Source organism: Nocardioides alcanivorans (assembly GCF_021555175.1).
In the GTDB taxonomy this organism is placed as follows: Bacteria; Actinomycetota; Actinomycetes; order Propionibacteriales; family Nocardioidaceae; genus Nocardioides; species Nocardioides alcanivorans.
Window position 1 is genome coordinate 33,382 of record NZ_JAKGRW010000042.1, and the last position, 26,901, is coordinate 60,282.

Sequence of the window (26,901 nt, forward strand, 5' to 3'; positions counted from 1 at the left end):
CGCCGCCATCGAGCACGGCAACGCGCGTCGCCTCTTCGGATTCGCCTGACCGAGCGCGGCGCACGGCGTGCTACTTCGCCGGGCGGTCCCGGCGCGGTTCCGTCTCGAATCGACCGTTGCCCTCGGCCAGCCGGACCAAGGTGTCGCCGGCCGGGAAGGCGTTGGCGTCCTGGCGACGTACCCGCGCCAGCACGGCAGCAGCACCCTGGCGATCGACCCAGCGGAAGGGGCCGCCGAGCGCACGCGGGAAGCCGATGCCCAGCACCGAGGCCACGTCACCGTCGTCGGGGTGGCACAGCGTGCCGTCGTCCCAGCACTGCAACGCCTCCGTGACGAACGCCAGCAGCAACCGCTCGCCCGCCTCACCCGGTGCCACACCGCCACCTGCTCCGACGACGTCGATCACCGCGGCGTCGAGGCCGTCGCGACGCCCGTCGACGTAGCGGTGGAAGCCCTTGGCGAAGCGCTTGCCGCGGTGGCCCGCAGCGATCAGCCGTTCCAGCAGCGACTTGACCGCAGGTACGTCGACCCGTTCGGTCAGGACCTGCTCGGCCACCTGGACGACGCTGGCGGCCAGCACGAGGTCGAGCGTGACCTCGTCACTGGCCTGCAGCGGTCCGACGGGGAACCCGACCTGCTTGGCCTCCGCCTCCACGAGCGCCGGGTCCGCGCCGTCGGCGAGCAGTCGCAGGCCCTCGATCAGCCAGCGGGCATAGACGCGGGAGGTGAAGAAACCGGGCCGGTCGGCGACCACGACCGGCACCTTCCCCAGGGTCCGCGCCATCACACCGGCACGTCGCAGCGCCTCGGGAGCGGTCCCGGCATGAGGCACCAACTCGACGAGCGGCATCCGCTCGACCGGAGAGAAGAAGTGGGTGCCGAGGAAGTTCTCCGGGTGCGTGACCGCACGGCTGAGGCCTCCTACGGGGATCGCCGAGGTGTTGGTGGTGATCAGCGTCTGCTGCCCCACCACCTCGGCGACCTGCGCGAGCGTGTCGGCCTTGAGCCGCGGGTCCTCGAAGACCGCCTCGACGACCACGTCGGCCGTGGCGAACCCCTCCCAACCGGTCGTGCCGGTCCATGCGCCACCAGCACCGTGCGCAGCCTTCTCGGCGCGCTCCCCGGCCTCGGTCAGGCGGGCCTCGTCGATGTCACGCACCGCGGCGCTCACGCCGTGGCCGACGGCGGCCGCAGCGATGCCGGCGCCCATCTGACCACCTCCGACAACGGCCACGGCGGTCGGCCGGTCACCGCCGCGGAACTGCCGCTTGGCCGCGGTCTCGGCATGGAAGAGGTGGATCAGGGCATCGCTCTCGTCGGAGCGGAGCAGCTCGAGGAAGTGCTTGCGCTCGGCCGCCAGACCCGCAGACCGCCCCTGGACCAGTCCCGTCTCGACCACGTCGAGCAACGCGGCGGTGGCCGCGGCACTCGGGGGACGGCGTACGCCGCGTCCCAGGGCGAGTGCCGCCGCGACGTCCGCATCCGTGTTGGGCGAGGTGCGTTCCGGGCGTGGTTCGGTGGCCACCCGCAACGCGGTGGACAGCAGCTCGTCAGCCGAGACGACCCAGTCGGCGAGCCCGAGCTCGACCGCGGCCGCTGCCGGTACCGAGCGGCCGCTGACCATCAGCTCCAAGGCCGTGTCGGCCGCCACCCGCTCCAGGATGAGCTGGGTGCCGCCACCACCGGGGATCAGTCCGAGGGTGGACTCCGGCAGGCCGAGCGTGGCACGGTCGGAGACCAGCAGCGTGCTGGCGCCGAGTGCCACCTCGAGGGCCCCACCCAGCGCGTAGCCGTCGATGGCGACCACGATCGGCTTCGGCGACGCGAGCATCAGCTCCATCAGCTCGTGCGTCGCGGTGAGGAACTCCTCCGTGCCGGGATCGCTGGCCAGCTGGGGCAGCGTGGTCAGGTCGGCGCCGCCGCCGAACGAGCCGGCCTTGCCCGAGATCAGCACCAGCGCGTGGATGCCGTCGTCGGCGAGCACCTCGTCGACCACCGAGCGCAGCTCGGTGAGGACGACCGCGTCGATGACGTTCATGGTCCGGCCGGGCACGTCCAATGTCGCGACAGCGGTGTGACCTTCGCGGGTCACGGTGAGGTTCTGGGACACGTCTTCTCCTTCAGGGGTCGCCCCAGCGCCCGCGGAGCGGGTCGGGGCCGGTCGGTTCGGTCGGTCGGCGGGTCGTCAGGCCGACAAGGTGCCGGTGGGGAAACCACCGGCCTGCAGCACCATCGCCGGCAGCTGCCGGCCCAGCTGCTCCTGCAGCCACTCGCCCGCGATCTGCAGACCGTCGGTGTCGAGGTCATGACTGATGCCGCTGCGCTCCAGCGCATAGGCGAGGTCCTCGGTGGCCACGTTGCCGGTCGCCTTCGGAGCAAACGGGCATCCCCCGATGCCGCCGAGGCTGGAGTCGAGGATGGCCACCCCTCCTCGACCGCGGCAAGCGAGTTGGCCACGCCGGCATTGCGGGTGTTGTGGAAGTGCGCGCGCAGCTCGGTGCCTGCGGGAGCGAGCTCCGCCGCGATACCGAAGCGGCGTCGTACGTCGCGGGGCACGGCCACGCCGATGGTGTCGGCCAGCGACAGCTCGGCCGGGGCCTCCTCCAACGCGCGCTCGAGGATCCGGCGGACCCGCTCCTCAGCCACCTCCCCCTCGAAGGGGCAGCCGAAGGTGACCGCAAGGGTGAGGTTGGCCCTGATGCCGGCGGCCCGCGCCGACTGCGCGATGCGGTGCCAGATGCCGATGCCGCCGTCGATGTCGGTGCCCTGGTTGCGTTGGCTGAAGGTGTCCGTGCAGTGGAGCACCGCATTCACCTCGGTGATGCCGGCGGCAAGGGCACGGTCGAGCCCGCGCTCGTTGAGCACCAGCGCGCTGAAGGTGACATCGGGCTCGGACTCGAGCAGCGCGACCAACTCCTCGGCGTCCGCCATCGCCGGCACTGCCTTCGGGTGCACGAAGCTGGTGACCTCGATGTTGCGGGCGCCGTAGGCAACGGCGTGCTCGACGAGCTGGTGCTTCTGGTCGACGGTCAGCCGAACGGCCTCGTTCTGCAGGCCGTCGCGAGGGGCGACCTCGACGATCCTGACGTGTGCCACCTCGGTCACTGCTTCTCCTTCCGCGCGCCGGTGAAGGTCTCGATCATCTCGCGTGCCCTGTCGGTCTGGATGACCTCGACCTGGTTGTCGGTCTCGGCACGGAGCGCGCCGGCGAGATCGCGCGTCCACGTGTCGTTGAGGAGCCGCTTGGTGCCGGCCAACCCGGCAGGTGCTGAGGCGGCGAGCCGGGCGGCGACGGAGTCGACGAACCCGTCGAGCTCGTCGACGGGCCGGACGCTGTTGATCATGCCCATGGCGAGGGCGTCGGGTGCACTCAACTGGTCGCCCATCAGGGACAGCTCGCGGGCCCGTCGCTCCCCACCAGCCTCGGGAGCAGCCAACTCGCGCCACTGTCGAGCGAGAGGCCGATGTGGATGAAGAGCTGCGCGAAACGGGCGCGCTCGCTGACGTGCACGAGGTCGCAGGCCAGCGCCAGGTTCAGCCCCGACCCTGCGGCGATCCCGTCGATCTTGGCGATCGTGGGGATCGGGAGCTCGTGCACGGCGAGCACGCATCGGTTGGAGACGTCGATCCGCCCCGGCAGGGACGGCAAGTCATCGAGGAGGCCTGCAACGTCCGAGCCGCCGCAGAAGGCACCACCGGTGCCAGTGAGCACCAGCACCCGGTCCTCACCGCCGGGGTCGAGGGAGGTCAGGTGCCCCTCCATCTGCGCCCACATCTCATCGGTCATGGCGTTGCGCTTCTCGGGTCGGTCGATCGTGATCGTGGTGACCCCGGCAGCGCGGTCGATCCGAACCGTCATCGTCCGCCCCCGCGCGGGTTGCGGCCGTGCTCGGACTCGAGGGTGCGCCCAATGATCTCGCGCATGATCTCGTTGGTGCCACCGAAGATGGTCTGGATCGGAGCATCCATGTAGGCACGGCCGATCGGGTACTCCCGCATGAAGCCGTAGCCGCCGTGCAGCTGCAAACACTGCTGAACGACGTCCTGCTGCAGCTCCGTGGTGAGCAGCTTGCCCTTGGCCGCGTCGACGGCGGAGAGCTCCCCGGTTGTGCAACGTGATCAGGTGATCGACGAAGACCTGGGTGCCGTCGATCCGTGCCGCGAGCTCGGCCAGCTTGAAACGGGTGTTCTGCAGGTCGAGCACCCGGGTGCCGAAGGCCTCACGATCGGCGCAGTAGTCGACAGTCCAGCCGAGTGCCGTGCGGGAGGCCGAGATCGCCGAGACTGTGAGGCCCAGCCGTTCCTGGGCGAGATTGTCCATCAGGATCGCGAAACCAGCGCCCTCGGAGCCGATGAGGTTGTCGACCGGGACACGCGCGTCGTCGAAGAAGAGCTCCGCGGTGTCCTGGCTGCGCAGGCCGATCTTGTCGAGGTGACGGCCCCGGCTGAAGCCGGCAGTCGGGTCCTCGACCGCGATCAGGCTCATGCCCTTGTGCTTGGCGGCCGGGTCGGTCTTGACCGCCACGATGTAGAGGTCGGCGTTCAGCCCGTTCGTGACGAAGGTCTTGGCGCCGTTGAGCACATAGTGGTCGTCCTCGCGACGCGCGGTGGTGCGGATGGCCGCCAAGTCCGAGCCCGCACCGGGCTCGGTCATCGAGATGGCACCCATGATCTCGCCGGTCACCATGCCCGGGAGCCAACGCTTCTTCTGCTCCTCGGTGGCGCTGTCCAGCAGATACGGAAGGAACACGTCGTTGTGGAGGGTGATGCACATGCCGGAGCCGATCACCCCGGCCCGCTGCAGCTCCTCGCCGATGATGGCGTTGTAGCGGAAGTCCGACTCGCCCAGCCCGCCGTACTCCTCCGGCACCGCCATGGCGAGGAAGCCCTGCTCCCCCGCCTTGAGGAACATCTCGCGGTCGATCCTGCCCGCCTGCTCCCACCGGTCGTGGTGGGGGACGATCTCGGTCTCGACGAAGGTCCGGAAGCTGCCCCGGAAGTCATCGTGGGTCTGGTCATACAGGTTGCGTCGCATGCCTGTCGTCCTCTCAGCGTGCGGTCCAGCCGCCGTCGACGGCGATGATCTGTCCAGTGATGAAGGTGCTCGCCGAGGAAGCGAGCAGGAGCAGCGCGCCGTCGAGCTCGTCGAGCCGGCCGGGGCGGCCCACCGGGGTGTTGCGGCCGAGGAACGCCAGCGACTTCTCGTCGGCCAGCAGCTCATCGGTCTGCTCGCTCGGGAAGAAGCCCGGCGCGATCGCGTTGACCCGGATCCCCAGCCGGGCCCACTCGGCACCCAGCTGACGGGTCAGGTTGACGACGCCGCCCTTGGCTGCGCAGTAGGAGGCCTGCGTGATCGGCCACGAGCCAACCAGGCCGAGGATCGAGGCGATGTTGATGATCGAGCCGCCCTCGGGCATCGCCTTCGCCGCCGCCTTCGCCACTTGGAAGGTGCCGGTGAGGTCGACCTCGAGCGTGGCCCGGAACTCCTCGACCGTCGTCTCCAGCGCGGGCTTCGCGTCGCCGAAGCCGGCGGCGTTGACCACGACCTGCGGCCCACCCAGCTCCTGCGCCCGCGCCATGAGCGCGTCGACCGCCACCGAGTCCGTGACGTCGCAGGTGAAGGGCACGATCGCCGGGGTGGTCGCTGCCAACTCCTCCAGCCGGTCCGTACGTCGAGCCGCCGCCACCACGGTCGCGTGGTTGTCGGCGAGCACCCGGCAGAAGTGGCGCCCGATCCCGCTGGAGGCGCCAGTCACGACGACCACCTGCCCGGCCAGGTCGGCGCGCAAGGTCACGAGAGCCGCTCGATGATCGTCGCGTTGGCCATGCCGCCGCCTTCGCACATCGTCTGCAGGCCGTAGCGCCCGCCGGTGCGCTCGAGCTCGTGGAGCAGGGTGACCATCAGCTTGGCGCCCGAGGCACCCAACGGATGGCCCAGTGAGATGCCACCACCGTTGACGTTGACCTTCGACGAGTCCGCCTGCAGCTCCTTCTGCCACGCCACCACGACCGGCGCGAACGCCTCGTTGACCTCGAAGAGATCGATGTCGTCGACGCCGAGCCCGCTGCGCTCCAGGGCCCGCTGCGTCGCCGGGATCGGAGCGGTCAGCATCTCGACCGGGTCGGCGCCGACCACGCTCATCTGGCGGATGGCCGCCCGCGGGCGCAGACCGAGCGCAGCTGCCGTCTCCTCGCGCATGATCAGCACTGCGGCGGCGCCGTCCACGATCTGCGAGGCGTTGCCGGCGGTGACCCGTCCCTCGGGGAGGAAGGAGGGCTTCAGCCCGGCCAACGCCTCGGGCGAGCTCGCGCGGATGCACTCGTCGACGCGGAGCAGGTCATCGTGCACGGTGACCTCGCCGGTCTCCTTGTCACGGGTCCTGCGCTGCACCGGGAGGATCTCGCGCTCGAACCGGCCCTCGTCACGGGCCTGCGCGGCTCGCTGTTGGCTGGAGAGCGCATAGGCGTCGATCTCCTCACGGGTGATCCCCCACTTGTCGACGATCAGTTCGGCCGACAGCCCCTGCGGCACCAGGCTCGGCACCCCGAACGTCTCCCGGTCTGCATAGCGGGCCATCAGCTTCTCGCCGTAGACGGCCCGGATGTCGCCACCCGGCGCGTTGGAGAACATCGGCACGGTGCTCATGCACTCGACGCCGGCCGCGATGACGATGTCCATCGCCCCCGACATCACGGCTTGGGCTGCGAAGTGGATCGCCTGCTGGGAGGACCCGCACTGCCGGTCGATAGTGGTGCCCGGAACGGTCTCGGGGAGTCCCGCCGCCAGCGCGGCGTTGCGGGCGATGTTGGTGCTCTGCGGGCCGACCTGGCTGACGCAGCCCATGATCACGTCGTCGATCCTGGCCGGGTCGATCCCGCTGCGCTCAACGAGCGCCTCCAGGATCTCGCTGGCGAGCTCGACGGGGTGCCACCCGGACAGGGATCCTCCCCGCTTGCCTGCGGGAGTGCGGACGGCTTCGACGATGACGGGTGTGGACACGTGAGTTCCTCTCGGAAGATGTGGTCAGACGGCGGTGACGAGCAGGTCGAGGCAACCCGCCTCGACTGCTCGGTGCCGGTGCTGGTCAGGGGTGCCGGCGGTCGAGGCAGTGGCCCGGGCCCGGCGGAAGAACAGGTGGGCGTCGTGTTCCCACGTGAAGCCGATGCCGCCGGAGACCTGGATCAGGGTCCGGGACGCGGCGTGGAACGCGGTGGCTGCCTCGCCGCGCGCGAGCAACGACACGGCGAGGGCGGTGTCGGCCCGCTGACCGTCGGCAGCGGCCGCACCAGCCGCAACGAGAGCTCGGGCGGCAACCACCTCGAGTGCGGTGTTGGAGCAGTGGTGCTGGATCGCCTGGTAGGTGCCGATCAGTTGACCGAACTGGCTACGGACGCCTGCGTAGTCGACCATCTCGGCCAGACAACCCTCTGCGCCGCCGACCTGCTCGGCCGCGAGCAGCAGCCGGGCCACCACGAAGTGCCGGAGCAGCGCCTCCAGATCACCCGGTGCAGTCAGCAACAGGGCGGGGGCGTCCTCGACGACCACGTGGGCCAACCGAGCGGTGAGGTCGGCGACGGGAAGCTCATCGCGGCCGGTGCTGGAGTTCTCCAGCCGGACCAGCGCGATGGCCGGACCCTCGGCCGCCCGCACCCGAGCCACGACGAGGTCGGCGACCGCGCCGTGGGTGACGGAGGCGAGACGACCGCTCACCTTCGCGTCGACGTACTCCGCGCAGTCACCGTCCTCGACGTGACTGAATCCGGCAACGGCCTCGCCGGTGAGGAAGCGTTCGACGTCGACCGTCCACTCCGGTCCGGCCGCCTCGGGCTCGGCCCCGGCGAGGGCCCAACCGAGCAGTGCGGTGGCGCGGATCGGGCCGGGAGTCAGAGCGACGCCACACTCCTCGACGGCCGCCACCAGGTGCTGCACACCCAGGCCGAGGCCTCCCCACTCCTCCGGAGTGGCCATCGCGGCCAGACCGAGCTGCTCGGCGAGCCTGCGCCACTCGGCTCTGTCGAAACCGTCGTGCTCGAGCTCGCCACCGGCATCGGCGTCACGCAACCGGCGAGCGCCCTCCGCCGCAGGGCCCGCCGCGAAGTAGTCGCGCAGCGCGCCGCGGACCTCGTCAGGGGTCAGTTCGTCGTCGGTCATGTCGTCACCTTCAGGACTTCGGGCAGCGTGGATCGGGTGATCTTGCCGGTGGCGGTCTTCGGCAGCTCCGTCAGGAAGACCACCGTGCGCGGCACCTTGTATCCGGCCAGCCGGGCCCGGCAGTGAGCCATGACCGTGGCCGCGTCGAGCTCCGGGGTACGGGCCACGACGGCGGCGCACACGCGTTGACCCCACCGTTCGTCCGGAGCAGCGAAGACCACCGACTCGAGGATCTCGGGGAGCTCTGCGAGCACCTGCTCGACCTCACCGGGGTGCACGTTCTCCCCACCGGTGATGATCATGTCGTCGGAGCGGCCTTCGATGTAGATGTAGCCGTCGGCGTCCATCCGCCCGACGTCACGGGTGTTGACCCACCCGTCGACGAAGACGCGGCGGGACTGTTCCGGCCGGTTGATGTACTCGTGTGCCATGAAGGGGGTGCGGAACCAGAGCTCCCCGACTCGCCGGGGCCGACCAGCGCGCCGGTGAGCATGTCGCGCACCTGCGCCTCCACACCCACGGTGCACCTGCCCGCCGAGCCGAGACGTTCACTGTGCTCGCCCTCGAGGATGTGGTCCTCGGGCGCGAGGTAGGTGACGACACCGCCGGCCTCCGTCATGCCGAAGACCTGGCAGAACTCGCTGTCGAAGACCTCCATCGCCTCACGGAGCATCGCCACCGTGATCGGAGAGGCGCCGTAGGCAAGGTGCCGGAACGACGAGATGTCTGCGGGCTCCGCCTTCAACTGGTCGATGAGGATGCGGATCAGCGTCGGCACGAAGACCGCGTGGGTGATCTTCTGCTCCGACAGGGCCCGCACGATGCCCGCCGGCGACGCGTCCGCGACGTAGACCTGCCGCGAGCCGTAGAGCAGGCCGTACTGCACCCAGTAGGCGCCGGCCAGGTGGAAGACCGGCGGCACGATGAGCAGTCGGGACTCGGGATCGAACCCGTGGACCACCGGCGTGGTGGCGCCGATCTCCACGCCCAGGCGGTCGTAGGGAACCGCCTTGGGCGCACCGGTGGAGCCGGACGTGAAGAACACCATGGCCACGTCCTCGGCGTGCGGCTCCCGTGGCGCCACCGGGTCACGGTCGGACCACGGGGTCGCCGTCGTCTGGTCGATGACCTCGACGCGGATGCTGTCGCCCGCGACCACTTGCGCTCGCTCGGCGAAGTCGGCACTCGTGAAGATGTGGGTGACTCCCACCTCCCGGCAGCACGCCACCAGGTCGGCGTCGGGAAGCCGCCAGTTGAGGCCCACCAGCGCGGATCGCTGGCGGAGTGCGCCCATGAGGGTCACGGCATAGCCGACGTCGTTCGCACCGAAGAACGCGACCTTCGAACCCGCTCCCCGGTCTCCGCAATGATGCTGGCGCAGCGTCCGGCTGCGAGGTCGAGCTGCGACCAGGTCATCTCGACGGCGAGTCCCGAGATGGCGACGGCGTCGGGACGCTCCGCAGCGTGCTTGCGCAGGGCCTCGTCGATCGTCGTCTCCGGCCATTCCCGCTCCGGAGCTCCGCTCACACTGATGTCCACGACCGCTCCCTCAGCCACTCGGTGATCACGTCGACCGCCTCCTTGAGGTACGGCGTCTGGTCCGGACCTGAGTAGTAGTGCGTCGCTCCCTCAATGATCTTGAGGGTCTTGTCGGGATGCCCCACCGCGTCGAACAGGCGCTGGGTGTGACTCGGCGTGCAGGCGTCGTCGGCGGTGTTGCCCACCACCAGTGTCGGCACGGCGAGATCCTCGGCGCAACGCGGACCGTCACCGTGGGCGTCGTCGTAGCTCCACTGGGACAGCCAACTGCGCAGCGTGCTGAACCGGGCGAGTCCGACCGGGCCCATGTTCACGATCTTCGGGTCGCCGAGGTAGCAACGCCCGGGGGTGCGGTCGTTGGGGTCGAGCGTCGCGTCGAGCCACCGCGGGTCGGCCATGGTGCCGTGCACGGTGAAGGCCCGCTCCATGAGGGGTTCCCCCGCCTCACGCAGCGCGGCCAACTCCTCCTTGACCCAGGCCGTGATCCGACGGTTGCGGTCGATCTGGGCAGCACGGTAGCGCTCGAGGAACTCCGGCGAGTACGGCGGCTGGTTGGGGTTGTCCGGGTTGTAGAGGTCGAGCTCGGGATCACGCCGGGACGGGTCGGACTCGTCGAGGATCGAGGGGTCCATCCACTCCGTCAGGGTGCCGTGACGGCTGACATGGGCGGCCAGCAGCATCATGCCGTCGGCAGCCGGGAGGTCCAGCTGGGTGAGGTCGGGCGCCTCGCCCGCAGGAGTCTGGGTGACGGTCGCCTTCTGGGCCTGCTGCTGGTAGTAGAGCGACAACGCGCCGCCGCCGCTCCAACCGGCCAGGATGACCTTCTTGTAGCCGAGCCGCTCCTTGGCGTCCTTGATGCAGGCGCCGAGATCCTGGACGACCTTCTCCATGATCAGGGCGTAGTCGGCACCGCGGTAGCGGCTGTTGCAGTAGATGACGTGGTGGCCGGCCCGCGGCAGGGCGTTGCTCATCGGGAGGTAGGCGCCGCCGCCGATCGGGTGCATGAACACGATGACCGTGTCGGAGTCGACGTCCTTGGGTCGGAGTAGGTAGCTCTCCAGCACGACGGACTCCGTGACGCCACCGTAGGTGTCGCGGTAGGCGGAATCGTCCTCGAAGACGACGAGGTAGGGGATCCGCTCGTAGTCGTGCTTGCTCATACCCGGACCTCCTCGGCGACATCGGCCTGCACGGCGTTGCTCATCACGGGGGTGGCGGTGAGCCGACGACGGGTGTCGATGGCGATGACCTTCCACTCCACGCGCTTGTCCTCGTCGTGGCGACGGCGAGCACGCTCGCGGGCCCGCTCCGGGATGCCGTGGTGCAGGCCCTGCGGCGCGTGACCGATCAGGCCGGCCGGCATGTCCACGCCGAAGACGCTGCCGCCGTGGTAGAAGGCGATCTCGTCGTAGTCGACGTTGCGGTGGTACCACGGGATGCGCTCCACACCCGGCTTGCCCTCGGCCGGGCGGGGCAGGAAGTTCATCACGTAGACCCCGGTGGCCTGCATGAACAGATGCACCGTCGGCGGCAGGTGCACGTCGTCGGACCCGAGCACGTCGTAGTCCTCGATGTTGTAGGTGAAGGGGAAGTTGTCGCCCTTCCATCCTTCGACGTCGAGGGGTGGAACTTGTAGAAGAGCTTGGTCAGCCCCTCCCGCTGCCGGAACCGCACCTCGTACTCGTCGCGACCGTCCTCCGCGAACGCTTCCGCCTCGGGGACGGTGATCAGCGACGAGTCGAACGGGAAGAAGCGGCCCAGGTAGGCGTCCTGCGGGATCCGGAAGTCTTCGGCCGCCTCGATGATCAACAGGTGCGAACGATCGCTGGGCACCTGGCGGTGGGTGCAGGCCTTGGGGATGTAGACGTAGTCGCCGGCGCGGTAGGGCAGCCGACCGAACTCGGTCTCGAAGTAACCGGTGCCCTGGTGCACGAAGATCAGCTCGTCGCCGTCGACGTTGCGGGTCCAGAAGGGAGCGGCCTCGGCCCGCTTGCTCAACGAGATCCTGCAGTCCTCGTTGTAGAACATGAGGAGCGGCTCGCCGGCCGGGTCGTGCTCGTCGGTCGGCGAGAGCGCGAACGTGTCGGTGTCCACCCCGCCGAGGTCCCCCTCGAGGCGGAACTTGGTGGGGTCGTTCTTGCGGTAGAGATGAGCGGCGCGTCCGGAGAATCCGAAGCGGCCGAGTTCGTCGTCCTTGAGTGCACCGACATCTCGGTGGATCCGGCGCGGGGTGTTGCCGCTGCGGAGCTGCACGAAGGATTCCATGGTGGTTCTCCTCACTGACTGGGCGTCTACTTGGGGGACGGGGCAGGCCGAGACCCCGTTGGGCGATGACGTTGAGCTGGATCTCGTCGGTGCCGCCTGCGATGTGGAGAGCAGGCACGCCGAGGATGAATTCGGACCAGGCGAAGGAGTCCTTCTCACCGTGGTCGGTGAAGGCACTCTCCCCCAGAACGGCCTCGGCGAGATCGGCGATCTCATCGGCGGCACGGGCCATCAGCATCTTGAGCACGGAGCCGGAGATCGGCTCGAGCTGGTGGGTCCAGGCCCCGGGCGTGAGACCGGCGGCTGCCCGCAGTGCGGTGACGGCAGCCACGCACCGGGCCACCTGCGGCGCCAGGACCGGGTCGGCCTCCGCACCGAGTCGACGTACCAAGGTGTGGAGCCGCTCCAGCACGTACGGCGTGACCGGACCGGCCGCGCCGCTCATCTTGCTGCGCTCGGATCCGAGGCTGGTGCCGGCGACTCGCCACCCCTCCCCGACCGCACCGATGCGGTGGGAGTCGGGGACCCGGACCTCGTCGAGGAAGACCTCGTTGAAGGCGGCGCCACCCGTCATCTGACGGATCGGCCGGACGGTGACTCCGGGCGCGTGCATGTCCACGAGGAACATGGTGAGTCCAGCGTGCTTCTGGGCAGACGGATCGGTGCGGACGAGCGCCTCACCGACGTCGGCGAGGTGGGCCATCGACGTCCAGACCTTCTGGCCGGTGATCACCCAGTCGTCCCCGTCGCGCACCGCCTTGGCAGTGACCCCGGCGAGGTCGGAGCCCGCGCCGGGTTCGGAGAACAGTTGGCAGCCCACGGTCTCGGCCCGGTAGAGCCGGGTGAGCTCTCGGCGTCGCAGCTCCGGGCTGGCGTGGTGGAGCAGTGCCGGACCGACGATGTTGAGCCCGACGAAGAGCAGTTCCCGGGAGGGGAAGCCCATGTCGTCGAGGACGTCGTCGAGGACGTCGTCGTGTGCCGGCGTCAGCTCCATCCCACCGAACTCGCCGGTGCCGCTCGGGAAGGCGAGACCGGCGTCGTACAACGCGGCCTGGAACCTCCGGGCCCGGGCGACCTCTTCCTCGTGGCCGTCACGGAGCTCCTCCACCGAGGCGATCCGGTCGTCGACCTCGGTGACGTCGTCCGACTCGGCGAACTCCGCGACAAGGGGTTGCAGGCGTTGCCGCAACTCCTCCGCGAACGCCACGAGCGGCTGGTCGTCGGTCATGCCAGACCAGCGAGATCCAGGGCCAGCTTCTTGGCCTTGTCCATGTCGTAGTGCTTGCGGGCGACCAGCCGCTGGGCGAAGAGACCGCCGCCGGACTGGATCATGGTCACCTGCTGCCAGCCGCCGTAGGCGTCGGCGGTGAAGTCACGGATCGCGTGGAAGAGCCGGGTGCGGTACTCACCGCTGATGCCCTCCTTGGTCGCCATGTACTTCTCGATGTAGGGACCGACCTCGTCGTTCTCGAGGTCGGCGATCGAGGGCGCGGTGACGATGGACCCACCACCGATGTCGTGGACGTGGCGCACCATCAGGCTGTATTCGGAAGCCGCGTAGTGCTTGGCGGCATTGGTGAAGAGCTCACTCGGGAAGTACCAGCCCTCCGCAGTCGGCTCGGCATTGGCGATGGCCGCTTCGAGCCCGGCGCGGGTGAGGGTCGCATAGATGACCATCTCGGCGATCTTCTCGCGGATGTGATGGATCTTCTCGGTGCCGTTCGCCTCGGCGATGAGCTCGGCGAGGCCAACGAGGGTGTCACCGAACTCGGCCATGTGGGCAGTGCCCCCGAGGCGCTCCCACAGGCCGAGCGAGTGGGCGAACGTCGCGGAGTGCTTGACCTCGCCGGCGAGGAAGATCCGCTCGTTGGGCACGAAGACGTCGTCGAGGATGATGAAGCCCTCGGGCATGTTGTGCTGGCTGCTCGCCGGGAAGTCCTCGATCCGCTCGCGCGGGGCGTAGCTGGTGTTGACGATCTTCACCCCGGGAGCGTTGACCGGGATGGCGCAGGCGACCGCGTAGTCCTCCTCGCCCTCCTTCATGTTCTTGGTCGGCATCACCACGAGCTCGTGGCTGATCGATGCCGAGGAGATGTGGAGCTTCGCACCGCGCACGACGATGCCGTCGGGGCGGCGCTCGACGATCCGGGTGTAGACGTCGGGGTCCTCCTGCTTGCCCGGCGAGAGTCGCCGGTCGCCCTTCGCGTCGGTGATCGCCTGCACACAGCGCAGGTCGTTGACGCGGCAGTACTCGAAGTACTTCTCGATCCGCTCGGCGTGCTCCGGCAGGTCCTTGCGCATCCGCGCAGCGGCGGTGAGGAGCGCGAGGAGACCCTGGCTGGTGGTCACGGTGACCATGTCCCAGTGGAGGAGCTCGTCGATGATCTCGCGCAGCTCGTCCTTGCTGTGCGGGATGCGGAAGTAGTCACCGCTGGCGTCGTCGCCGGACTTGTAGTGCTGCTCGTAGCCGTCGCCGACAAGCTTCACGGCCTGGGCGAACTGGGGGTGCTCGGCGAGGTCCTTGATCTCCTCGCCCTCGGCGAAGATGCGCCGCCCGTCATCCAGCGAAGCCAGGTATTCAGCCCTGCTCATCATTGCCATGTGCTCTCTCCTCAAGTTCTGGGTCTTCCTCGAACGATGTTTCTGATGTTAGATTCAGATTCAGATTCTGGCAAGGCCCGAATTGCGGGCAGCACGGAGGACGGACGAAGATGCAGCAGGCAAGCAACTGCTGGGCGGACCGCCACGCGTGGCGTCACACCGGCACTCGACTGGGCACGACGGAAGGGGGCGGACCGCATGGCAGCAACGCGCAAGGGTCAGCGCACCGAAGCCGCATTTCTCAACGCTGCACGCCAGACGTTTGCGGAGAACGGGTACTTCAACACGAAGATCTCGGACATCGCTGCAGCGGCTGGACGCTCGACGGGCTCGTTCTACAACTACTACGACAACAAGGAGCAGCTCCTGGTCGCGCTGCTCGAGGAGTTCACGACGGAGATCGTCGAGGCCTCCGCGCTGCCCAGGGCGCACGATCCGGCCGAGGGGGTGCGCTCCGCCGTCACGGCCTACTGGAACAGCTACAAGAAGTACCTTCCGGAGATGATCGGCCTCTTCCAGATGTCGATGATGGACGACGAGTTCCAGCAACGGTGGCGCGAGAACCGCGCCCAGGGCATCCGGCAGATCCTCGTCGGGCTCCAGGCAGCCGACCGTTCCGGTCAGCAGATCAGGCTCCCGCTCGACCTGCTCGCCTCAGCGCTGGTCTGCACGTTGGAGTCGTTCTGCTGGACCTGGCTGGCCGCGGGCGGCGATCTCGGAGTCGAGGCGCCCGATGACGAAGCAGCGATCGACACCCTCAGCGCCATCTGGTACCGCACCGTGTACGGCGCTTCCCCAACCGGCTGAGGCACCCTCGTGCCTCGCCCCCGATCACCGTGGAGGTGTGGCATGAGCAAGGGTCCACTGGAGGACATCACAGTCGTCGAGTTCGGCGGCTTCATCGCAGGCCCGTTCGCCGGGCAGCTGTTGGGTGACTACGGCGCCCGCGTGATCAAGATCGAGCCGCCGGCAGGTGACCCGATGCGCACGTGGGGCGTGCTCCACGAAGGCAGGAGCCTGTGGTGGCCCGGGATCGCGCGCAACAAGGAGTCCGTGGTCCTGGACCTGAAGTCCGAGGATGACCGGGTGATGGCCCGGCAGATCATCGCCGGCGCCGACGTGGTGCTCGAGAACTTCGCCCCCGGCCGGATGGCTGGGTGGGGTCTCGACTACGAGACGCTCGCAGCTGAGCACCCCGGCCTGATCATGGCCCACGTGTCCGGCTTCGGACAGGACGGCCCGCGCGCCAAGGACCGCGGCTTCGGCAGCGTCGCCGAGGCAATGGGCGGGCTGCGCGCCCTCATGGGCTTCCCCGACCGACCGCCGGTGCGGGCCGGGATCAGCCTTGGCGACGAGGTCGCCGGCATGTTCGCCGTCATCGGCATCATGGCTGCGGTCAACGAGCGCCACCGCACTGGCCGCGGGCAGGAGGTGGACGTCGCCCTCTACGAGAGCATCTTCGCGCTCACCGAGTCGTTGCTCCCCGACCACGAGCTGGGTGGCGTGACCCGTACCCGTACGGGGAGCACCCTGCCCGGTGTGGCGCCGTCCAACGTCTATCCCACGAAGGACGGTGTCGAAGTGCTGATCGCCGCCAACTCCGACCCGCTCTTCGGCCGGCTCTGCACGGCGATGGGCAGGCCCGACCTCGCCACCGACGAACGCTTCGCGACCCACTCCGCTCGGGGCGTCCACGCACAGGAGCTCGACGGGATCATCGCTGCCTGGACCCGAGGCCTCGACGCAGCCACGGTCGAGCAACTGATCGACGACCACGCCATCCCGCGTGGTCGGATCTACACCCCGACGACATCTTGGGAGACGAGCAGTACGCCGCCCGGGGCATGGTCACCCGGGTCGAAGCCGAGGGATACCCGGCGCCGGTGCCGATGCCGAGCGTGGTGCCGCGCCTCACCAGGACCCCCGGCACGATCCGGTCGGCAGGTCCGACCCTGGGGGAACACACCGAGGCGATCCGCAAGGAGTTCGGCTCGGTCTGACGCCATGCCTTCGTGACAACCGCCCTTGTGGCAACCGTGCGGCCCGCTCCACCTCGGTGAGGCGGGCCGCATCGTTCCCACTGTCGGTGGGCCGTGACACGATGCGCGCCATGAGCGATCGTCCGAGTTTCAGCGCACCGCTGTTCACCTTCGTCGCGGTGTCGCTGGTGCACCTCGGGGCGCAGCTCTTCGGCGGCGACGGCCTGGCCGCCGGCACCCAGCTGGTGCTCATGCCAGCGCTCGCCTGGCTGTTGCTGATGCGCGGCACCGCCGCCCCGGCGCGGTTGGTGCAGTGGGCGCTGATCGCCCTCTTCTGCTCCTGGCTGGGCGACTCGCTCCCCCGCTTCGCCACGGGTGACACGGCCTTCCTGCTGATGGTGGGTGGGTTCTTGCTGGCCCAACTCTGTTATGCCGTGGCGTTCTGGCCCCATCGCGACCGCTCCGTGTTGAGCCGCCCTCTCCTCGTGGCGCCTTACGTCGTCGGCTTCGTGGCACTGTTGGCGCTGCTGGCCCCGGAGGCGGGCTCGCTGCTGCCGGCCGTGCTCATCTATGCCGTCGCGCTGGTCACGATGGGGGTGCTCTCGACCGGGTTGGGGCGCCTGGCCGGAGTGGGTGGCCTGCTCTTCATGCTGTCCGACACCCTCATCGCCTTCAGCGCGCTCCGAGACTGGTCGCTGCCCGGGCACGGCTTCTGGGTGATGTCGACCTACCTGCTGGCGCAACTCTTCCTGGTCGTGGGTGTGATCAACGCTCGTCAGAGCACGACGGGACGGCCCTCGGTCAGCTCGCGCACCCAGCGGCCATAGCGACTGTCGTCCGTGGCTGCCTCAGCGACGGTGACGGGCTCGTCCGCCACCCAGGCCACGACGTCGGCAGGCACGGTGACACTGCCCGCCGGGTCGGATCGTCCGGCCTGGATCGCCATCTCCCACGGCACGTCGCGCAGCGGATCCACCGGCTCGACCCCGAGCAGCACGACCGTGCCCGGCTCGTGCCCCGACAGGTCGAGCGAACGGTCGGTGATCACGACCTGAGGAAGGTGCTCCGTCACCCGACCTTCTCGCCACTCGACGAAGGTGCCACCGAGACGCGCCACGGCGAGGAGGGTCAGGAGCTCGGTCCACGGATCTTCCACGGCAGTCATCACTGCTGTGCCGACCTCGACGCCCACGCCGCGCAACAACCCGGCGAGCGCGCCGACCTGCTCGAGCACCTGCGCTCGGTCGAGTTCCTTCTCCCCTGCACCGCAGGGTCCGAGGCCAGACCACGGATCACGGAGAGGTCAAGGGCGTCGAAGCAGAGGTTCATGGCGGTTCCTCGGTGGGCGGGGAGGGTCGTGACAAAGGCTACGTTGGCGAAGGCACTGCACGACGAGGCGACGCGAGCACAGACGAAAATCGGTTGCCGAGCGGCCGCCGCACGCCCGAGACTGAGGAGAGCAAGCGCACGACGCCGTCGTGCACCGGATGAGAGGAGACGTGCCGTGACTGTGGCCACCTTCAGCCTGCCCATTCCCTCCTCTCCCCTCCGGAGCACTCTTGACCGACGTACCGTTCACCGAACCTGACGACCTCGCCTTCGACTGGGTGGTCACCGACGACCTCGACGAGACCACCCAACGCTGGTCCACCTGGCTCGACGTGGAGCCACTGTGCCGCGGCCCCGAGCCACGTCCCGACTGGGTGGTGACCGAGCAGGCTGCCGTCGACACCGAGCTCGGGATCCTCAAGACCGGCAAGGAGGCCGAGGTGCACCTGCTGGAGCGGGCGGTCCCCGAGGGGCGGTCCGTGGTGATGGCCGCCAAGCGCTACAAGGGGCGCGAGCACTCCTCGTTCCACCGCAACTCGGCCTACACCGAGGGCTGGTCGACACGCCGCTCCCGCGACCGCCGAGCGATCAAGGCCCGGAGCAGCTTCGGACGTGAGCTCGCCTCCACCCAATGGGCGAACGCCGAATGGCAGGCACTGTGCCGCTTCTGGTCGGCCGGGGTGCCGGTGCCCTACCCGGTGCAGATCGACGGCACGGAGATCCTCATGGAGTTCGTCCACGTCGATGGCGAACCCGCTCCGCGGCTGGCCCAGACCCGACCGGGTCCGGATCTCCTGCATTCATGGTTCGCGCAGGTGCGTGATGCGATGACTGCCCTGGCCCGCGAGGGCGTCGCGCACGGAGACCTGTCGCCCTACAACATCCTCGCGGCGGGCGAGAGGATCGTGGTGATCGACCTGCCCCAGGCCATCGATCTCGCCGGCAACACGCAGGGCTTCGACTTCCTGCACCGCGACTGCCGCAACGTGTGCGCGTGGTTCCGGCGGCGGGGGCTGGATCCTGGCCTCGCCGACGAGGAAGCACTCTTCGCGGAGCTGACCGCCCAGGCGTTCTGAGCGGGACCGGGCCCGATCAGCGGGAGGGCTGTCCAGCGAGTGCCGAGCGGGAAGCAGACTGCGTGTCACCCTGCCCGCACCACGCGGGTCGTCACACACCCGAGGAGACTCGTGATGGACTCGGTCACCCAGATCACCAACCTGCTCTACCGCTACGCCGAGCTGATCGACAGCGGCGACCTGGAGGGCACCGCGCAACTCTTCGCCAAGGCGCGCTTCGAGTTGCGCGCCGGCCACGTGCTCGAGGGAGCGGCGCCGGTGCTGGCGCTGTGGCAGGCCAACGTGCGCCTCCACGAGGACGGAACTCCCCGCACCAAGCACCTGATCACCAACCCGATCGTGGAGGTAGACGAGGAGGCCGGGCGAGCAACCTGCCGCTCCTACTACACGGTGATCCAGTCGACCGAAACGCTCCCGCTGCAGCCGATCGCCGCGGGCCGCTACCACGATGAGTTCGTGCGTGAGGACGGTGCCTGGCGCTTCGACTACCGCAACTACTCCTTCTTCGACCACGCCGGCGACCTGAGCCAGCACCTGCTCAAGATCCCGAAGGTCTGAGCGCGCGCCGGCGGCCCACCGCAGTAGCGTGGAGGTCATGACCTCGCTGATGCTCGTGGGCGCGACCGGCGCAGTAGGTGCGCGTGCCCTCACCTTCGCCCTGGCCGATCCGCGTGTCGACCGCGTGGTGGCACTCACCCGTCGTCCCTTGGCCGACCCCGATCCGGAGATCCGGGTGAGCCTCGACAACCGGGTCGTCGACTTCGATGCGCTGGCCGCGGACAGTGACTTCTGGTCGGTCGACGCGGTTGCCTGTGCGCTGGGTACGACGCGCAGGATCGCCGGGAGTGCCGAGGAGTTCCGACGCATCGACCACGACATCCCGGTCCGGGTGGGCCAGCTGGCACGAGCTGCCGGAGCCGATTCGTTCGCGTTGGTCTCCTCGGTGGGTGCCGATGCGGGTTCTCGCAACCTCTACCTGCGCGTCAAGGGAGAGACCGAACGCGACCTGCAGGAGCTGGGATTCGCGGCGTTCACCGCAGTGCGGCCCTCCGGCCTGTACGGCGGCGCCCGGACCCGGGATGAGAACATCGGCGACCGCCTCGTCGGGGTCAGCCGCGTCCTCTCCCCGTGCTTCCGCGCCGGGTGCGACCCGTGCACGTGGACCGCGTGGCGGCGGCGCTGATCGATGCCGCGCTCGAGGCGAGCGCCGGCGTCCACGTCCGGGAGTCGGAGACGCTCTGAGCAATTGCGGACGCACCCTGTCCTGAACGACTGGTTGTGTGGTCCTTGCCAGCAACGACCAACGAGGAGGCCCCATGCCCAGGCCCAACCTGTTCCTGACCTACGTCACCGACACCGAGCGCTCGACCGCCTTCTACGGCGAACTCTTCGAGATGGAGCCGGTCTTCACCAGCCCCCGCTACGTCGCCTTCGAGGTCGCTCCCGGAGTGCTCTTCGCTGTGTGGAGTGGACGACCGGACGCCGCCACCCCGGCGACCCCGCGCACCTCGGAGGTCGGGCTGATGGTGCCGGGCGAGGCGAGTGTCGTCGACGACCTCTTCCGCGCCTGGAAGGCGAAAGGGGTGACGGTCGTCGACGAGCCCTACGACGAGCCCTTCGGCCGTACCTTCGTGGTGGCTGACCCGGACGGCAACCTGATCAGGGTCTCGCCGACCGACTGAGCACGCTGATCCCCCGGCTCACCACCACCGGCTCACCACCACCGGGTCTCCGACACCGTCGCCGTCCACCGGCGAATCTCGTCAGGAGACCTCAACACCACGACGGGCAGGTCCGGTCGGGCGGCGGCGACGTGCGCGAGCCGCCCCGGCCCCAAGCGATGCGTCCGCCACGCCCACCGGATGATGTGGTCACGGTCGCCGAAGATCGTCCAGAACGGAGGTTCGACGTTTCCGTTCCAGAGGACCTCGCGGCGTAGCGACCGGCGCACGGTCCGCGCGACCACACGGCGCATGACCACGCGCCGGTTGAGCAGCAGATGGACCACGAGGTCACAGCGCTCCAGAAGGATCGGCCGTGCAGCACCGTACTGGTACTCGGTGATCCACGACTCCCCGCCTGCCAGCGCCTCGACCTCGGCGAGGAACTCCGCACGAGGCGTCCAGTCCGCACCATGGAACAGCGCGTCGATCTCGGTGTAGGGCACGTCCAGGAGACGTGACAGCTTCCGAGCGAGGGTCGACTTCCCCGAGCCCGAGGTCCCAGCGACCAGGATCCGGCCCGGTTTGCAAGGCAACGTGTCATCGGGCCCGAGCACCCGGAGCACCCTACTCGACCGCAGCGAGCTGCCCGCAGGCCCCGTCGATGTCGCTGCCACGGGTGTCACGGACGGTGGTCGAGATCCCCTTCGCCTCCAGCCGGCGCACGAACTCGCGCTCGTCCTCGGGGTCGGACGCGGTCCACTTCGACCCTGGGGTCGGGTTCAGCGGGATGAGGTTGACATGCACCCAGCCGTGGCCGCGCTCGTTGAGCACGTCTCCCAGCAGGTCCGCGCGGTGCGCCTGGTCGTTGATGCCGCGCATCATCGCGTATTCGATCGACACCCTTCGGCCGGTCTTCGCGAAGTAGTTGTGGGCGGCGTCGACAGTCTCGGCGACGGAGAAGCGGGTGTTGATCGGCACCAACTCGTTGCGCAGCTCGTCGTCGGGCGCATGCAGGCTCAGCGCCAGCGTGACCGGGATGCCTTCCTCGGCCAGCTGGTTGATCCGCGGCACCAGACCCACCGTGGAGACGGTCACGTGGCGCGCCGACATGCCGAGGCCTGCGGGCGTCGGATCGGTGAGGCGTCGTACGGCGCCGATGACGGCCTTGTAGTTGGCGAGCGGTTCACCCATGCCCATGAAGACGACGTTGGAGACGCGACCGGGACCACCGGGGACCTCCCCCGCGGCCATCACCCGAGCTCCGGCGACGACCTGCTCCACGATCTCGGCGGTGGACATGTTGCGCTGCAGGCCGCCCTGGCCGGTGGCGCAGAACGGGCAGGCCATGCCACAACCGGCCTGGCTGGAGACGCACATGGTGGTGCGGTCCTTGTAGCGCATGAGGACCGACTCGACGAGTGCGCCGTCGAAGAGCTTCCACAAGGTCTTGCGGGTGGTGCCCTTGTCAGCCTCGAGCGTGCGCAGCGGCGTCATCAGCTCGGGCAACAGCGCGCTGACCAACTCCTCACGCTGGGCGGCCGGGAGATCGGTCATCTCCGCGGGATCGTTGACCAGGCGGGTGAAGTAGTGGTTCGACAGCTGCTTGGCCCGGAACCCGGGCAGTCCGGCGTCGACGAGAAGCTGCTTGCGCCCGTCTTCGTCGAGGTCGGCAAGGTGGCGCGGCGGCTTCTTGCGACCGCGGGGCTCGTCGAAGACCAGGGGCAGGGGGTTCGGGTTCACGCTCATGACCGCCCCAGTCTCCCACGTAACACCCTCAAACCGTCAGTCGTGAGGACGCAACCCACACGGACCGCATTCTGCTTCGCCGCCCCCGGCGCTCCCGGGACGACCTGCGGGTCAGCGTGCGGTGAAACCCAGCCCCGTGCCGTCGGCGCCGGTGAGAGTGAGGCGCCGCTCCTCGATCTCGACCTGGACATCGCCGTCGAGCACTGCGAGCACCGCCTGCTCGACCTCCATCCGGTCTTCGTCGCACGCCTTCTTGGTGGTGCCGACCGCGGAGACCGTGAGTACGTCGTCGTTCAGCTCGGCCTTGCCGCTCCCTCGGTTGCAACCGGCGTTGAGCGTGAGCCGACTGCCGTCGTACTCGATCCATGCCTTCGCCCCACCAGGCACGGAGCTGACCGCGTCGTCGCTGATCAGGCTGTCGAGCACCCAGCGCTGACCGGCGAGCTCGAGGTCGGGCGACACCGTCTCGCGGTCGGCGACGGTCATCTCGACGTCCCCGATGGTGAGGGTGGTCCTGCCGACGGTGATCGGCTCCTCGAGCGTGGTGCGGAGCCAGTTCTCCTGGTCCATCCGCGGCGGGTCGCAGGCCATCATCGTGCCCATCAGCGGCCCGACGGTGAGGGTGTCGCCGTCCAGGGCCCAGGTGCCGCCGAGACCGTTGCAGCCCGAGACGATGTGCACGTCGGTCTCGGTGAAGCGGAAGCGGATCTGGGTCCCCTTCGCCACCGGCCGCGGCTTCCCGGCCACCGTGATGTCGGTGACCACGAGGGTGCGGCCGGCCAGTTCGGTCAGTGGTTCCACGGTCTCCTCCGGTTCGTCGTTCCCGGCCGCGTCCTGCTCCGAGCCGCACGCGGCCAGAACGGACATCAGCAGGATCGGCAACAACAACATGCGCACCACGGACATCTCCACTCCTCGCTGGGCTGACGTCATTGGGACGTGGGGACCGTCGTGACGGTTCCCCTCCAACAGTGCCACAGTTGTTCCACGCGGATCAGTGCCAACGGCAGGTTTCTACGCGTGCTGAGAGGACGGGTCAGAAGACCAGGTAGTGGAGCAGCAACCAGATCGGGGCGATGGTTGCCAGCAGCGAGTCGAGCCGGTCCATCAGGCCGCCGTGCCCGGGGATGATCTGGGACATGTCCTTGATGCCGAGGTCGCGCTTCATCACCGACTCGACGAGGTCGCCAAGCGTGGCCATCACGACGGCGATGAGCCCGAGGACGACGCCGACCCACCAATCGCCGTCGAGCATGTAGACGACCAGCGCCCAGCCTGCCGCGACGCAGGCGATGAGTGACCCGGCGAATCCCTCCCACGACTTCTTGGGCGAGATGACCGGGGCCATCGGATGCTTGCCGAAGAGGACACCCGCGACGTAGCCGCCGGTGTCGGAGGCGACGGTGACGAGGATGAAGGTGATGATTCCCTTGACCCCGTCGTCCCAACGGTCGAAGCCGGTGGCTCCCCCTCGGAGAGCATCAGGGCCACGAAGGATCCCAGGAAGGGCAGGTAGAAGAGCGTGAAGATCGAGGCGGTGGCGTTCTTCACGAAGCCGTCGACGCCTCGGTTGAGCAGCCACAGCATGGTGACCAGGCCGGTGACCGCGGTCGCGGTGACGAGCGCGTCGGTGCCCCAGAAGTAGGCGACGACGACCATCACCACACCGCCGATCATCAGCGGCTGCTCGGGGAGGTCGATCTCCTTGGCCTTGAAGCCACGGCGAAGCTCCCAGACACCAACGATGACTGCCGCCGCGACAATGACCATGAAGGCCGTCTTCCAGAACCACAGCGACGCGGCGATTGCACCGAGCAGCACTGCGGCGGAGGCCAGGGAGGCAGGGAGGTTGCGCCCGGCGCGCCCGTAGTCCTTCTGGGGCGCGGCGGGCGTCGGGATGGGGTTGGTCATCGGCGCTCTCGTCGACTGAGGAGGGTCAGACCTCCAGCAGTTCGGCTTCCTTGTTCTTGAGCATCTCGTCGATCGCGTCGGTGTGCTTCTTGGTCGACGCGTCGAGCCGCTTCTCGGCACCGGTGACGTCGTCCTTGCCGACCTCGCCGTCCTTCTCGAGCTTCTCGAGGGCCTGCTTGGCGGTCCGGCGCACGTTGCGCACCGAGACGCGACCGTCCTCGGCCTTCGACTTGGCCACCTTGATGAACTCCTTGCGGCGTTCCTCGGTGAGCTCGGGGAAGACGCAGCGCAGCACCTTGCCGTCGTTGGCGGGGTTGATGCCGAGGTCGCTGTCGCGAATGGCCTTCTCGATCGCGTTCATCGCGCCCACGTCGAAGGGGGCGATCATGATGATCCGCGGCTCCGGGGAGGTGAAGCTCGCCAGCTGCTGCAGCGGAGTCGGAGTGCCGTAGTAGTCGGCGGTGATGCGGCTGAACATGCTCGGGTGGGCGCGACCGGCGCGGATCGCCGCGAACTCCTCGCGGGTTGCCTCGACCGACTTGCCCATCTTCGAGTCGGCTTCGGACAGGACCTGGTTGATCACGGTAACTCCCTTGTCACGTGGATTCGTTTGGGTGCGGAATCAGGCGTCGGCACTGACGAGCGTGCCAATCTTCTCACCTTGCACGACGCGGAGGATGTTGCCCTCCGGCTCCATGCCGAAGACGACCATGGGCAGCTTGTTCTCGCCGCACAGGGCGAAGGCAGTCTGGTCCATGATGCGCAGACCGCGGCCGATCGCCTCGTCGTAGGTGACCGAGTCGAGCTTGACGGCGTCGGGGTCGACGTTGGGATCGGCGGTGTAGACGCCGTCCACGCCGTTCTTGGCGACGAGCACGACGTCGCACTTGCTCTCCAGAGCACGCTGGACGGCGACGGTGTCGGTGGAGAAGAAGGGCATGCCCATGCCGGCGCCGAAGATGACGACGCGGCCCTTCTCCATGTGCCGGATGGCCCGGCGCGGAATGTAGGACTCGGCGACCTGCCCCATGGTGATGGCCGTCTGCACGCGGGTGTCCACACCCAACTTCTCGAGGAAGTCCTGCAGTGCCAGGCAGTTCATGACGATGCCGAGCATCCCCATGTAGTCGGCGCGGACGCGGTCCATCCCACGCTGCTGGAGCTCGGCCCCGCGGAAGAAGTTGCCGCCACCGGTGACGACCGCGATCTGCACGCCCGACTGGGCGACTGCGGCGATCTCCTGCGCGACCTTCTGCACCACGTCGGGGTCCACTCCGACCTGTCCCCCACCGAACACCTCGCCGGAGAGCTTGAGCAGAACCCGCTTGTAAGCCATTGACTTCCCTTCACACATTCCCGGACCGATGCGCGGCCCGATTGAAACCTACATGGTGCGGGGCCGGTACGACGTGCGTCGTACCGGCCCCTCACACAACCTCTCCGTGCTGGTGCGTGCCTCGTGTCAGGCGCCGACCTCGAAGCGGGCGAACCGCTTGATGCTGGTGCCGGACTCGTCCAGGACGGCCTTGACGCTCTTCTTGGACTCGGTCACGGAGTCCTGCTCGAGGAGCACGATCTCCTTGAAGAAGCCACCGATGCGGCCTTCGACGATCTTGGCGATGGCAGCCTCGGGCTTGCCCTCCTCGATCGTCTTCTTCTCAAGCACGTCACGCTCGGCGGCGACGATGTCGGCGGGGACGTCGTCACGAGTGAGGTACTGGGCCTTCATCGCGGCGACCTGCATCGCGGCGGCGCGGGCCGCGGCCTCGTCACCCTCGAACTCGACGAGCACGCCGACGGCGGGCGGCAGGTCAGCTGCACGCTTGTGCATGTAGACGGTGGTCTGGCCGTCGAAGTAGGCGACCTGACCGAGCTCGATCTTCTCACCGATGGTGATGGCGAGTCCCTCGACGACCTCACCGACGGTCTTGCCGTCGAGCGGCAGCGCCTTGGCGGCCTCGGTGTCGCCGGCCTTGGCAGCGTCGACGGCGTCGGCGATCTTCTGGGCGACGTTGATGAACTCTTCGTTCTTGGCGACGAAGTCGGTCTCCGACTTCAGCTCGACCAGAGCGCCGCCGGCGGTGGCGACCAGGCCAGCAGCGGTCTCACGCTCGGCGGCGCGGTTGGCGGCCTTGGCGGCGCCCTTGACACGGAGCAGCTCGACAGCCTTGTCGAAGTCGCCGTCAGCCTCGGTGAGCGCCTTCTTGCAGTCCATCATGCCGGCCTGGGTGAGCTCGCGGAGCTTCTTGACGTCGGCGGCGGTGAAGTTAGCCATGTTTTCCTCGCAACGTTTGGTGTGTGGACTCAGAAGCGGCGGCCGCGCCGCGGATGGAACCGGGCGCGGCCGCCGGTGAAGCGGTTGCGGAGCGTCGAGCCCCGCGGGGACTCAGGCCTGCTCGGCGGGAGCCTCGGTGGCCTCTGCAGCAGCCTCGGTCGGCGCCTCGGTGGCCGGCGCTTCGTCGGCGGGGTCTCGGCAACAGCGTCAGCGGCGGGCGCCTCAGCGGCGGGCGCCTCAGCGGCCGGAGCCTCAGCAGCGGGGGTCTCGGCAGCGGCGGGGCTTCGAGGATCTCGCGCTCCCACTCGGCCAGCGGCTCCTCAGCAGCACCCTCGGCACCCTTGGCGCCGCCACGCGACACCAG

Annotated in this window: 26 protein-coding genes and 4 pseudogenes; 7 read left to right on the forward strand and 23 right to left on the reverse strand. The window is 68.8% G+C overall.

The features are described from left to right. Nucleotides 1-70 precede the first annotated feature (70 nt). The 14 genes and pseudogenes from L1066_RS18375 to L1066_RS18450 form a co-directional block, all read right to left on the reverse strand. Nucleotides 71-2,110, reverse strand: a complete 2,040-nt coding sequence (locus tag L1066_RS18375; RefSeq protein ID WP_235737664.1) for a 3-hydroxyacyl-CoA dehydrogenase NAD-binding domain-containing protein — start codon at nucleotides 2,108-2,110, stop codon at nucleotides 71-73. Further along, a complete protein-coding gene (locus L1066_RS18380) occupies nucleotides 2,089-3,105 on the reverse strand; it encodes a hydroxymethylglutaryl-CoA lyase-like TIM-barrel protein (RefSeq protein WP_235737665.1) in 1,017 nt (338 codons plus the stop codon). Before L1066_RS18380 ends, L1066_RS18375 begins: the two co-directional genes overlap by 22 nt. Next, nucleotides 3,102-5,035 (reverse strand): annotated as a pseudogene (locus L1066_RS29200) (enoyl-CoA hydratase-related protein). The gene L1066_RS18380 and the pseudogene L1066_RS29200 overlap by 4 nt, the downstream one beginning before the upstream one ends. A 13-nt stretch (nucleotides 5,036-5,048) precedes the next feature. Continuing rightward, the gene (locus L1066_RS18400) at nucleotides 5,049-5,795 is read right to left on the reverse strand and encodes an SDR family NAD(P)-dependent oxidoreductase (RefSeq protein ID WP_235737667.1); all 747 of its coding nucleotides are present in this window, start codon (nucleotides 5,793-5,795) and stop codon (nucleotides 5,049-5,051) included. Further along, a complete protein-coding gene (locus L1066_RS18405; protein WP_235737668.1) occupies nucleotides 5,792-7,000 on the reverse strand; it encodes a thiolase family protein in 1,209 nt (402 codons plus the stop codon). Before L1066_RS18405 ends, L1066_RS18400 begins: the two co-directional genes overlap by 4 nt. Nucleotides 7,001-7,024: 24 nt before the next feature. Beyond that, nucleotides 7,025-8,152, reverse strand: a complete 1,128-nt coding sequence (locus L1066_RS18410) for an acyl-CoA dehydrogenase family protein (RefSeq protein ID WP_235737669.1) — start codon at nucleotides 8,150-8,152, stop codon at nucleotides 7,025-7,027. Then, nucleotides 8,149-8,499, reverse strand: a complete 351-nt coding sequence (locus tag L1066_RS18415) for a class I adenylate-forming enzyme family protein (protein WP_235737670.1) — start codon at nucleotides 8,497-8,499, stop codon at nucleotides 8,149-8,151. Before L1066_RS18415 ends, L1066_RS18410 begins: the two co-directional genes overlap by 4 nt. Continuing rightward, nucleotides 8,451-9,446, reverse strand: coding sequence for an AMP-binding protein (locus tag L1066_RS18420; protein ID WP_235737671.1), 996 nt, complete (start codon nucleotides 9,444-9,446; stop codon nucleotides 8,451-8,453). Before L1066_RS18420 ends, L1066_RS18415 begins: the two co-directional genes overlap by 49 nt. A gap of 5 nt (nucleotides 9,447-9,451) precedes the next feature. Further along, nucleotides 9,452-9,691, reverse strand: a complete 240-nt coding sequence (locus tag L1066_RS18425; protein WP_235737672.1) for a hypothetical protein — start codon at nucleotides 9,689-9,691, stop codon at nucleotides 9,452-9,454. After that, nucleotides 9,676-10,851 (reverse strand): alpha/beta hydrolase, encoded by a 1,176-nt coding sequence (locus L1066_RS18430; protein WP_235737673.1) that lies wholly within the window; start codon nucleotides 10,849-10,851, stop codon nucleotides 9,676-9,678. Before L1066_RS18430 ends, L1066_RS18425 begins: the two co-directional genes overlap by 16 nt. Continuing rightward, nucleotides 10,848-11,201: a hypothetical protein gene (locus tag L1066_RS18435; protein ID WP_235737674.1), complete on the reverse strand. Its 354-nt coding sequence runs from the start codon at nucleotides 11,199-11,201 to the stop codon at nucleotides 10,848-10,850. The genes L1066_RS18430 and L1066_RS18435 overlap by 4 nt, the downstream gene beginning before the upstream one ends. Continuing rightward, on the reverse strand, nucleotides 11,177-11,956 hold the full coding sequence (locus L1066_RS18440; RefSeq protein WP_235737675.1) for a hypothetical protein: 780 nt from the start codon (nucleotides 11,954-11,956) through the stop codon (nucleotides 11,177-11,179). Before L1066_RS18440 ends, L1066_RS18435 begins: the two co-directional genes overlap by 25 nt. Before the next feature lie 112 nt (nucleotides 11,957-12,068). After that, a pseudogene (locus tag L1066_RS28865) lies at nucleotides 12,069-13,184 on the reverse strand (acyl-CoA dehydrogenase family protein); the annotation flags it as partial. Then, nucleotides 13,181-14,557, reverse strand: coding sequence for a 4-hydroxyphenylacetate 3-hydroxylase N-terminal domain-containing protein (locus tag L1066_RS18450; RefSeq protein ID WP_235737677.1), 1,377 nt, complete (start codon nucleotides 14,555-14,557; stop codon nucleotides 13,181-13,183). The gene L1066_RS18450 and the pseudogene L1066_RS28865, both read right to left, overlap by 4 nt. A 198-nt stretch (nucleotides 14,558-14,755) precedes the next feature. Here L1066_RS18450 and L1066_RS18455 point away from each other — a divergent pair, with 198 nt between their 5' ends. From L1066_RS18455 to L1066_RS18465, 3 genes and pseudogenes are all read left to right on the forward strand, one after another. Next, nucleotides 14,756-15,364 (forward strand): TetR/AcrR family transcriptional regulator, encoded by a 609-nt coding sequence (locus L1066_RS18455; protein WP_235737678.1) that lies wholly within the window; start codon nucleotides 14,756-14,758, stop codon nucleotides 15,362-15,364. A gap of 42 nt (nucleotides 15,365-15,406) precedes the next feature. Next, nucleotides 15,407-16,557: pseudogene (locus tag L1066_RS18460) on the forward strand (CaiB/BaiF CoA transferase family protein). A 110-nt stretch (nucleotides 16,558-16,667) separates the two neighbouring features. Beyond that, nucleotides 16,668-17,363, forward strand: a complete 696-nt coding sequence (locus L1066_RS18465) for a lysoplasmalogenase (protein ID WP_235737680.1) — start codon at nucleotides 16,668-16,670, stop codon at nucleotides 17,361-17,363. Here the strand turns inward: L1066_RS18465 and L1066_RS18470 are convergent. Then, nucleotides 17,312-17,770: a hypothetical protein gene (locus L1066_RS18470; protein ID WP_235737681.1), complete on the reverse strand. Its 459-nt coding sequence runs from the start codon at nucleotides 17,768-17,770 to the stop codon at nucleotides 17,312-17,314. The two genes, L1066_RS18465 and L1066_RS18470, sit on opposite strands and share 52 nt — an antisense overlap. A 325-nt stretch (nucleotides 17,771-18,095) precedes the next feature. On the opposite strand from L1066_RS18470, the gene L1066_RS18475 reads away from it, so the two are divergent. The 4 genes from L1066_RS18475 to L1066_RS18490 all read left to right on the forward strand — a co-directional run bounded on the left by L1066_RS18475 (nucleotide 18,096) and on the right by L1066_RS18490 (nucleotide 20,623). Further along, nucleotides 18,096-18,941 carry a serine protein kinase RIO gene (locus tag L1066_RS18475; RefSeq protein WP_235737682.1) on the forward strand — a complete coding sequence of 282 codons (846 nt, stop codon included), beginning with the start codon at nucleotides 18,096-18,098 and terminating at the stop codon, nucleotides 18,939-18,941. A gap of 114 nt (nucleotides 18,942-19,055) precedes the next feature. After that, entirely contained in the window at nucleotides 19,056-19,499 is a 444-nt protein-coding gene (locus L1066_RS18480) for a nuclear transport factor 2 family protein (RefSeq protein ID WP_235737683.1), read from the forward strand. A gap of 37 nt (nucleotides 19,500-19,536) precedes the next feature. Next, nucleotides 19,537-20,124: an NAD(P)H-binding protein gene (locus L1066_RS18485; protein WP_235737684.1), complete on the forward strand. Its 588-nt coding sequence runs from the start codon at nucleotides 19,537-19,539 to the stop codon at nucleotides 20,122-20,124. A gap of 133 nt (nucleotides 20,125-20,257) precedes the next feature. Beyond that, on the forward strand, nucleotides 20,258-20,623 hold the full coding sequence (locus L1066_RS18490; protein ID WP_235737685.1) for a VOC family protein: 366 nt from the start codon (nucleotides 20,258-20,260) through the stop codon (nucleotides 20,621-20,623). 32 nt (nucleotides 20,624-20,655) lie between these two features. Here the strand turns inward: L1066_RS18490 and L1066_RS18495 are convergent, their stop codons facing one another. From L1066_RS18495 to tsf, 8 genes and pseudogenes are all read right to left on the reverse strand, one after another. Continuing rightward, nucleotides 20,656-21,219, reverse strand: a complete 564-nt coding sequence (locus L1066_RS18495; RefSeq protein ID WP_235737686.1) for a P-loop NTPase family protein — start codon at nucleotides 21,217-21,219, stop codon at nucleotides 20,656-20,658. Nucleotides 21,220-21,229: 10 nt separating this feature from the next. Further along, nucleotides 21,230-22,351 (reverse strand): dual-specificity RNA methyltransferase RlmN, encoded by a 1,122-nt coding sequence (rlmN, locus tag L1066_RS18500; protein WP_235737687.1) that lies wholly within the window; start codon nucleotides 22,349-22,351, stop codon nucleotides 21,230-21,232. A 111-nt stretch (nucleotides 22,352-22,462) separates the two neighbouring features. Further along, nucleotides 22,463-23,257, reverse strand: coding sequence for an META domain-containing protein (locus tag L1066_RS18505; RefSeq protein ID WP_235737688.1), 795 nt, complete (start codon nucleotides 23,255-23,257; stop codon nucleotides 22,463-22,465). 130 nt (nucleotides 23,258-23,387) lie between these two features. Further along, nucleotides 23,388-23,933, reverse strand: coding sequence for a phosphatidate cytidylyltransferase (locus L1066_RS18510; RefSeq protein WP_312008215.1), 546 nt, complete (start codon nucleotides 23,931-23,933; stop codon nucleotides 23,388-23,390). Further along, nucleotides 23,897-24,262 (reverse strand): annotated as a pseudogene (locus L1066_RS27990) (phosphatidate cytidylyltransferase); the annotation flags it as partial. The pseudogene L1066_RS27990 and the gene L1066_RS18510, both read right to left, overlap by 37 nt. 25 nt (nucleotides 24,263-24,287) lie before the next feature. Beyond that, nucleotides 24,288-24,842, reverse strand: a complete 555-nt coding sequence (frr, locus tag L1066_RS18515) for a ribosome recycling factor (protein ID WP_235737693.1) — start codon at nucleotides 24,840-24,842, stop codon at nucleotides 24,288-24,290. 42 nt (nucleotides 24,843-24,884) lie between these two features. After that, nucleotides 24,885-25,598 carry a UMP kinase gene (gene pyrH / locus L1066_RS18520; RefSeq protein ID WP_235737689.1) on the reverse strand — a complete coding sequence of 238 codons (714 nt, stop codon included), beginning with the start codon at nucleotides 25,596-25,598 and terminating at the stop codon, nucleotides 24,885-24,887. Between the two features lie 126 nt (nucleotides 25,599-25,724). After that, the gene (tsf, locus tag L1066_RS18525) at nucleotides 25,725-26,537 is read right to left on the reverse strand and encodes a translation elongation factor Ts (RefSeq protein ID WP_235737690.1); all 813 of its coding nucleotides are present in this window, start codon (nucleotides 26,535-26,537) and stop codon (nucleotides 25,725-25,727) included. Nucleotides 26,538-26,901 lie beyond the last annotated feature (364 nt).